General features: G+C 62.6%; 8 protein-coding genes. 1 reads left to right on the top strand and 7 read right to left on the bottom strand.

Annotated elements, in window-relative coordinates:
• The 3 genes from radA to E5W87_RS24725 all read right to left on the bottom strand — a co-directional run.
• The coding region (gene radA / locus E5W87_RS24735) for a DNA repair protein RadA (RefSeq protein ID WP_292403521.1) at positions 1 to 1,110 on the bottom strand (1,110 nt) is incomplete at its 3' end.
• Positions 1,110 to 1,715: a hypothetical protein gene (locus tag E5W87_RS24730; RefSeq protein WP_292403519.1), complete on the bottom strand. Its 606-nt coding sequence runs from the start codon at positions 1,713 to 1,715 to the stop codon at positions 1,110 to 1,112. The genes E5W87_RS24730 and radA, both read right to left, overlap by 1 nt.
• 24 nt (positions 1,716 to 1,739) lie before the next feature.
• A complete protein-coding gene (locus E5W87_RS24725; RefSeq protein WP_095483188.1) occupies positions 1,740 to 3,230 on the bottom strand; it encodes a replicative DNA helicase in 1,491 nt (496 codons plus the stop codon).
• 315 nt (positions 3,231 to 3,545) lie between these two features.
• On the opposite strand from E5W87_RS24725, the gene E5W87_RS24720 reads away from it, so the two are divergent.
• Positions 3,546 to 4,154 (top strand): hypothetical protein, encoded by a 609-nt coding sequence (locus E5W87_RS24720; protein ID WP_292403516.1) that lies wholly within the window; start codon positions 3,546 to 3,548, stop codon positions 4,152 to 4,154.
• 15 nt (positions 4,155 to 4,169) lie between these two features.
• On the opposite strand, the gene E5W87_RS24715 is transcribed toward E5W87_RS24720, so the two are convergent.
• The 4 genes from E5W87_RS24715 to rplI all read right to left on the bottom strand — a co-directional run.
• Positions 4,170 to 5,138: a small ribosomal subunit Rsm22 family protein gene (locus E5W87_RS24715; RefSeq protein WP_292403513.1), complete on the bottom strand. Its 969-nt coding sequence runs from the start codon at positions 5,136 to 5,138 to the stop codon at positions 4,170 to 4,172.
• A 3-nt stretch (positions 5,139 to 5,141) separates the two neighbouring features.
• On the bottom strand, positions 5,142 to 5,465 hold the full coding sequence (locus E5W87_RS24710; RefSeq protein ID WP_292403510.1) for a YnfA family protein: 324 nt from the start codon (positions 5,463 to 5,465) through the stop codon (positions 5,142 to 5,144).
• An 81-nt stretch (positions 5,466 to 5,546) separates the two neighbouring features.
• The gene (locus tag E5W87_RS24705) at positions 5,547 to 6,836 is read right to left on the bottom strand and encodes a cyclopropane-fatty-acyl-phospholipid synthase family protein (RefSeq protein ID WP_292403507.1); all 1,290 of its coding nucleotides are present in this window, start codon (positions 6,834 to 6,836) and stop codon (positions 5,547 to 5,549) included.
• A 177-nt stretch (positions 6,837 to 7,013) separates the two neighbouring features.
• Positions 7,014 to 7,498: 50S ribosomal protein L9 (rplI, locus tag E5W87_RS24700; protein WP_292403504.1), on the bottom strand; the 485-nt coding region annotated here is incomplete at its 5' end.

Here is a 7,498-nt window from a genome sequence, read left to right as displayed (position 1 = left end):
GGCCGGCTCCGAGATACGGTAGCCGCCGGCAACATTGAGATAGACGTCATGGGTCCCGAAGCGGACTCCGCAATGGGCTTCGAGAACGGCGAGGATCATCGACAGCCGGGCGCCGTCCCAGCCGACGACGGCGCGGCGGGGCGTGCCCAGCGACGATGGCGCCACCAGCGCTTGGATCTCGACCAGCACCGGGCGGGTTCCCTCCATGCCAGCGAAAACCGCAGCGCCGGGCGCTTTCGCATGGCGTTCGCCGAGAAAAAGCTCGGACGGATTGGCGACCTCGCGCAGGCCCATATCAGACATTTCGAAGACGCCGATCTCGTCGGTCGGTCCGAAGCGGTTCTTGACGGTGCGCAGGATGCGGTAGTGGTGGCCGCCTTCGCCCTCGAAATAGAGCACGGCATCGACCATGTGCTCGACGACGCGAGGGCCCGCGATCTGGCCTTCCTTGGTGACGTGGCCGACGAGCACGATCGCCGCCCCTGTGGATTTCGCATAGCGGATCATCGCCTGGGCGGCGGCGCGCACCTGCGTGACGGTGCCAGGAGCCGAATCGGCCATGTCGGTCCACAAGGTCTGGATCGAATCCAGAATCACCAGATCCGGCCGCTTGCCGTCGGCGATGGTGGCGAGGATGTCCTCGACATTGGTTTCGGCGGCAAGCTCCACCGGAGTGTGCGCGACACCGAGCCGCTGCGCGCGCAGCCTGATCTGGGCGACAGCCTCTTCGCCCGAGACGTAGACGATGCGGTGGCCTTTTGCGGCGAGCGCGGCGGCCGCCTGGGTCAAAAGCGTCGACTTGCCGATGCCGGGATCGCCGCCGACCAGAAGGGCCGAGCCGCGCACGAAACCGCCGCCGGTGGCGCGGTCGAGTTCGCCGATGCCGGAGACGATGCGCGGCGCATCCTCGATGTCGCCGGAGAGCGTCGTCAGCACCACGGCACGGCCCTTGCGGGCGTTGCGGGTGTTGGCCGGCCCCGAACCGATGCCGCCGGCCGTGCCTTCCTCGACCAGTGTATTCCACTCGCCGCACGCATCGCATTTGCCGGCCCAGCGCTGATGCACCGATCCGCAATTCTGGCAAATGAACTGAACGCGGGACTTGGCCATCAGTTTATCGATTCCAAGAGGTATTTGGGACGATCCCAGTAAACCGGCAAAGCATCTTCGATCGTATCGAAATGAGTGCGGCGCTGTCCGTTTCTCTGAGCCCAATTGTCAAATGCCGCACAACACGCATGGATGAATAAACTGACCACGAAGTCGTTCTCTCGCCTGACTTCATCATGCAACGTCTCCAGCAATCTCATAAGGGCAGTCGAGAGGCGACGATCATTGAGCCGGTGCATCAAAAGGAATGCGCACCCGATCGCTGCCAGAGAGGTGTCGTGCCGAGATTCGTCCAACGAAAGGGCCAAAAAACTCAGCAGATCGTCGATGTCAGCGGTCGCTCCCAATTTCCAAACTCGATAAAGACCAGTCACTGCCGCGCTTCGAGAATAGTCGACAGCATCCTTGGCAAGGAATTTCCTCACCAATGTAACATTCTCGGACATTGGTTCACTCGAGTAGCAAAACACCAATATCGCGGCGTTGGATTCCAGGCGATAAGCTGACCCTGGGGACTTCAAATAGTCGGTGAGTTGAGAGCGTTCTTCCTCGGAGAGTTCGTACGCTTCAAATTTCATCCTTTGGTAGATGTCACTGAAATCCAACCGCCTGCTCCGACATCAAAAAAGCTACTCAAACCTCTCCGCAATATGATGCTCCTCGGCGAGGTCGGAGAAGCGGGTGAACTCGCCCTGGAAGGCGAGGCTGACCGAGCCGGTCGGTCCGTGGCGCTGCTTGGCGACGATGACTTCGGCCTTGCCGCGCATCTCGTTCATCTCGTTTTCCCATTTGATGTATTCGTCGGTGCCGGGCTTCGGCTCGCGGTTCTTCAGATAGTATTCCTCGCGGTAGACGAACATCACCACGTCCGCGTCCTGCTCGATCGAGCCCGATTCGCGCAGATCCGAGAGCTGCGGGCGCTTGTCGTCGCGGCTTTCGACCTGGCGTGACAGCTGCGACAGCGCGATGATCGGCACGGCAAGCTCCTTGGCCAGTGCCTTCAGGCCGGTGGTGATTTCGGTGATCTCCTGCACGCGATTCTGCGAGGATTTCGCGCTCGACCCTTGCATCAGCTGGATATAGTCGATGACGATGACGTCGAGGCCGCGCTGGCGCTTCAGCCGCCTCGCGCGCGCCGACAGCTGGGCGATCGAGATGCCGCCGGTCTGGTCGATGAACAGCGGGATCTTCTGCATGGTCTGCGAGCATGCGACCAGCTTTTCGAAGTCCATCTCGCTGATCTCGCCGCGGCGGATTTTTGATGACGGGATTTCGGTCTGCTCGGAAATGATGCGGGTAGCCAGCTGTTCCGACGACATTTCGAGCGAGAAGAAGCCGACGACGCCGCCATTGGCCGCCTTGAACGAACCGTCGGCCTGTTGCGCCGGCACATAGGCCTCGGCGATGTTGAAGGCCATGTTGGTGGCGAGCGACGTCTTGCCCATGCCGGGACGGCCGGCGATGATGATCAGATCGGACGGCTGCAGGCCGCCCATGCGGCGGTCGAGATCGCGCAGGCCGGTGGCGACGCCCGACAGATGTCCGTCGCGCATATAGGCGGCGTTGGCCATGTCGACGGCGGTTTTCACCGCGTCGGTGAAGCTCTCGAAGCCGCCATCGTAGCGGCCGGTCTCGGCCAGTTCGAACAGGCGCCGTTCGGCATCCTCGATCTGCTCCGACGGCGACATGTCAACCGGCGCATCGTAGGCGATGTTGACCATGTCTTCGCCGACGGTGATCAGTGCGCGCCGCGTGGCGAGATCGTAGATGGCGCGGCCGTAGTCGGCGGCGTTGACGACGGTGACCGCCTCGACAGCCAGCCGCACGACATATTGCGCAACCGTCATATCCCCGACCTTCTCGTCGGCCGGCAGGAAGGTCTTCAGCGTGATCGGCGTCGCTACCTTGCCCATGCGAATGAGTTCGGCGGCGACCTCGAAGATTTTTCTGTGCAGCGGCTCGTAGAAATGGCCGGATTTCAGGAAGTCCGAGACGCGGTAGAAGGCATCGTTGTTGACGAGGATGGCGCCGAGCAGCGCCTGCTCAGCTTCGATGTTGTTCGGCGCCTCCCGATAGAGCGGTGTTTCCGCCACGCCGAATTTTCGCGCTGCCTCTGCCATGATGTCCCCGGTTTCGATCCCGGCTTCTCGATATCAGAAGGGGACAAATCCATGCTGACTTATCTGCAACAGTGCCTGTCCAACCGGCTTTGATGCCCCACTGTTCACAGGAACAACAAACCGTCCACAGGACAGTATTCCCGCGCCCTGATTCCGGTTGACTCGACAAGCTGGCGATTCTACGCGACGCCTTGAACAAATCAAGAACGAAATGCGTCAGAGACATGCACAGAAGATGCGCTTGAGTAAACCGGGTTGACCGGCGCGCTGCTTGCATCGAAGTTCAGAATGGCGGGCCGCGACCAGGAGATCATCATGCGCAAGATCGACGCAGTTCTGCTTGTTTTTTTGTTCGGCCTCGCAGGTTTCATCGTCATCTCGCCCTCACGCGCCGCCGATCCTTCGGCGGCCGAGCGCATGTCGCAGGCCGGCCCCGAAGAGGAGGAGCTCAAGAAGCAGACGGGAAGCTGGGACGTTGTCGCCAGCCTCTGGCCGGCGCCGGGCGCCGAGCCGATCGTTGCCCGCGGGCTCGTCGCAGAGCGCACCATGATAGGGCCGATCCTACAGGAGATTATGCGGCCGGCTCCGGATGCGCAGGTTCCCGATTTCACCAGGCTCGACTATCTCAATTTCGACAGGGTTGAGGGCCGCTGGAAATATGTCTCGATGGACACGCGCTTTCCTGTCTCGATCATGCCGGCCCGCAGCTTCGGGTCCGCGGCGGGGGGCAAGATCGACGTCCAGTTCGAACCGCAAGGTTTCGTCGGCTTCGGGCCGGAGGTCGAAGGCCGCTTCATGATCTCCGACATGGCGATTTCCAGCCCAGACCCCGACCATGTGCTGAAGGAGCAGCATGTGATGATGGCCAACGGCACGGGCAAGAGCTGGCTGTTCGTGCGCTACGAATACACACGCCGGAAGTGAAATGAGGCTGCATCTTCATTCGCCTGCCGAATCGCCCCAGTCCAGCCGCCGGGCCAGCCTGAAGACATCGCCGTCGCGCTTGGTCAAAAGTCTCTCGCCGGCGCTTCCGTCCTTTTCGCAAAGTTTCAGCAGAACCTTGCCGGAGCCCGATTTCGGCGGTGCGATCACCCGCGCCTGCGGTGGGGCAACTGCCTGGCGGGAGGCGGCGACGTAGATGAATTTCTCGTCCTCCCATGGCACGTCGGCGTCCTTGGCCAGCCGGTGCAGGCGCGAACGCGCGACACGGCGAGAAAAATGGCACCAGTCGGGCGCCGCTAGCGGGCAGGGCGCCTCATGCGGGCAAGGGGCGAGCACATGCGCGCCCGCCTCGATCAGATGCCGGCGCACGGCAAGGATGCGCTGCCATCCGGCCGGCGTGCCCGGCTCGACGACCAGCAGCGTGTCGTCGGTCAGGTGCCAGAGCCGGTCGATGAGTTTTGGCAGCGAGGCCGGCCCGATCTCGTCCAGCACATAGGCGCAGCTGACCAGCTCAGCCGGCTTGAGGTCGGCAAGGTCGATGGTGACATCGCCGGCCAGCCAGGCGATCCTGGCCGTCATCGCCTCAGTGGCAAGCGCCTCGCCGACCCGGCGCACCGCGGCGCTCGCCTCGATCAGCACCGCCTGCTCGAGGTCGGGCCAGAGATCGAGCGCGGCCCAAAGTACGGTACCAGGGCCGGCGCCGACATCGAGCAGGGTTTTCGGCGCATAATCGGGCCGTGCTTCGCTGACCGCATCAAGGCTGGCACGGACGGCGGCATAGGTCGCCGGCAGCCGCGTCGCCAGATAGGCCTTGACCGCCATCTCCTCGGCCATGTGCAGGCGGCCGTCGCGCAACTCGGCGCGGTAGCGGTCCGACAGCGTCTTTGCCGCTTGCTTCAGCGTCGGCAGCGGCACTTTTTCGAGGAGGCGCTCGACGCCCTGCCGAAGCGGGATAGGCAGTTCCATAGCTTACGCCCCCCGAGGCGCGAGCAGGATGACCGAGGCGCCAACGATACAGAGCGCGGAACCGGCAAGGTCCCAGCGGTCGGGGCGCACGCCTTCCACCAGCCACAGCCATCCGAGCGAGGCGGCGATGTAAATGCCGCCATAAGCGGCATAGGCGCGGCCCGCCGCACTGATGTCTACCAGCGCCAGCAGGAGTGCGAACAGTGCGAGCGAGGCCAGGCCTGGCGCCAGCCACAGCGGCGACTTTTCCAGCCGCCACCACGCCCAGACCGAAAAGCAGCCGGCGATCTCGGCAAGGGCAGCAACGATGTAGATGAGATAGGTCATGAAGAAGGTCCCGCGACGACGAGACCTTTTTCAGCGTGTGGGTCGGCAATGGCAAGCGGCAATGGCGAGATCGCCGGAAGTCTATTCCGTATCCGCCACCTTGCGGCGGCGCGCGGGCTTGGCGGCAGGGGCTTTTGGGCGATGCCCCATGTCGCGCATCTCCAGCGCCTTCTCGCATTTGGCCATGTAGTCGCGCGTCATCGGCAAGGTATCGTTCTTCTTCGCGATCTGGATTTGGAAGATCACCAGATCCTGCCAGCGGAAGGCGGCTTCAGAGGCGGCCAGATAGAATTCCCACATGCGGCAGAAACGCTCGTCATAGATCGCCTTGGCCTTATCGCGATTGGCAGCGAAGCGCTCGCCCCAGTGCTTCAGCGTGTCGGCATAATGCAGCCGCAGGATTTCGATGTCGGTTACGATGAGGCCCGACTTCTCGATCGCCGGCATCACTTCGGAGAGCGCGGGGATGTAGCCGCCCGGGAAGATGTATTTGCGGATGAAGGCGCTGGTTGCCCATGGCACGCCGGAGCGGCCGATCGTGTGCAGCAGCATGACGCCGTCCGGCTTCAACAGCGTCGCCGATTTGTCGAAGAAGGTGCGGAAGTGGTTGACGCCGACATGCTCGAACATGCCGACCGAGACGATGCGGTCGAAGCGCTCATTCAGCTCGCGGTAATCCTTCAATTCGAAATGCACGCGGTTTTCCAGGCCTTGCGCATGTGCCCGGTCGGTGGCGACGCCATGCTGCTCGGTCGACAACGTCACACCTTGCACGTCCACGTCGAAGGACTTGGCGAGATAGAGACCGAGCCCGCCCCAGCCGGAGCCAATGTCGAGCACCGTCTGGCCGGCCTTGAGCCTGAGCTTGGCGGCGATGTGGCGCTTCTTGGCGGCCTGCGCCTCGTCGAGCGTCATGTCCGGCTGCTCGAAATAGGCGCAGGAATACTGCATGTCCTCGTCGAGGAAGAGCCTGTAGAGGTCGCCCGACAGATCATAGTGGCGCTGCACGTTGCGGCGCGCGCGCGCCGCCGTGTTGATTTGCTGCAGGCGACGGAAGGCGTGGCGCAGGCCCTCGATCGCTTTCGACCAGGTGGCATCGATGCCGCCGCTGCCCATGTTCTGGAAGGCGATGCGCATGACCCCAAGTACGCCGCCCTCGAGTATGTCGAGTTCGCCGTCCATATAGGCTTCCGGTACCGCCAGCATCGGATCGAAGGTAATGGCGCGCTCGGCATGCGTGGTCTTGATGTGCATGTGCACCGGCTCGCCGCTGCCGTCGCCGAAAATCACCGACAAGCCCTTGGGTCCGGTGACTTTGAGATTTCCGGTGCGCACCAGGCGGTCGAGAACGCGTTTCAGCAGAATATTCATGACCAAATGTCCCCTCTCGGTCAGACAGCCTGTCCTACTCTGCATCAACATATAGGGTTTCGAAAAGTTCCTGTTGGCACAAAAATGCCCGGGCGAGGGGCCCGGGCATTGGTCCAGAACTGACTGGAAGCCGACGAAATTGATTAAAGCGCCGCTATGACGCCTTGCGACGTGCGATCAGCCGTTGTCTTCGCCGCCTTCGAACTCGGCATTGGGATCGAAGAAGTTGTCCGGGCGGGCATTGTCGTTGATGTCTTCGCCATAGATGGCTTCGGCGGTGGTCAGCGTCTCGCCCTTGGCCTGGCGCTCGGCTTCGTCGGCCGTGCGGGCGATGTTGAGCGTGATGGTGACCTCGACTTCCGGATGCAGCGCGATCGCCACATTGGTAAGGCCGATGGTCTTGATCGGTTGGTTGAGCAGGATTTGGTTGCGGTTGACCGAAAAGCCGTCTGCCGTCAAAAGCTCTGCGATGTCGCGGGTCGACACCGAGCCGTAGAGCTGGCCGGTTTCGCCGGCCGAACGCACGGCGATGAAGCTCTTGCCGTCAAGCTTTTCCGAAACCTGCGTGGCCTCGGACTTGCGCTCGAGGTTACGGGCTTCGAGCTGGGCGCGCTGGCCTTCGAACTTCTTTTTGTTGGCTTCGTTGGCGCGCAGCGCCTTGC

Origin of the sequence: Mesorhizobium sp. (assembly GCF_004962925.1) — a bacterium.
In the GTDB taxonomy this organism is placed as follows: domain Bacteria; phylum Pseudomonadota; class Alphaproteobacteria; order Rhizobiales; family Rhizobiaceae; genus Mesorhizobium.
Note: the sequence above shows the minus strand (reverse complement) of the source record. Positions and strands in the feature narration are given on the sequence as shown.

What these genes read in the sequence shown, in the direction of transcription:
- E5W87_RS24715 (WP_292403513.1), bottom strand. Translation starts at nt 5,138, where the DNA reads ATGGAACTGCCTATCCCGCTTCGGCAGGGCGTCGAGCGCCTCCTCGAA.
- E5W87_RS24705 (WP_292403507.1), bottom strand. Translation starts at nt 6,836, where the DNA reads ATGAATATTCTGCTGAAACGCGTTCTCGACCGCCTGGTGCGCACCGGA.
- E5W87_RS24725 (WP_095483188.1), bottom strand. Translation starts at nt 3,230, where the DNA reads ATGGCAGAGGCAGCGCGAAAATTCGGCGTGGCGGAAACACCGCTCTAT.
- E5W87_RS24710 (WP_292403510.1), bottom strand. Translation starts at nt 5,465, where the DNA reads ATGACCTATCTCATCTACATCGTTGCTGCCCTTGCCGAGATCGCCGGC.
- E5W87_RS24720 (WP_292403516.1), top strand. Translation starts at nt 3,546, where the DNA reads ATGCGCAAGATCGACGCAGTTCTGCTTGTTTTTTTGTTCGGCCTCGCA.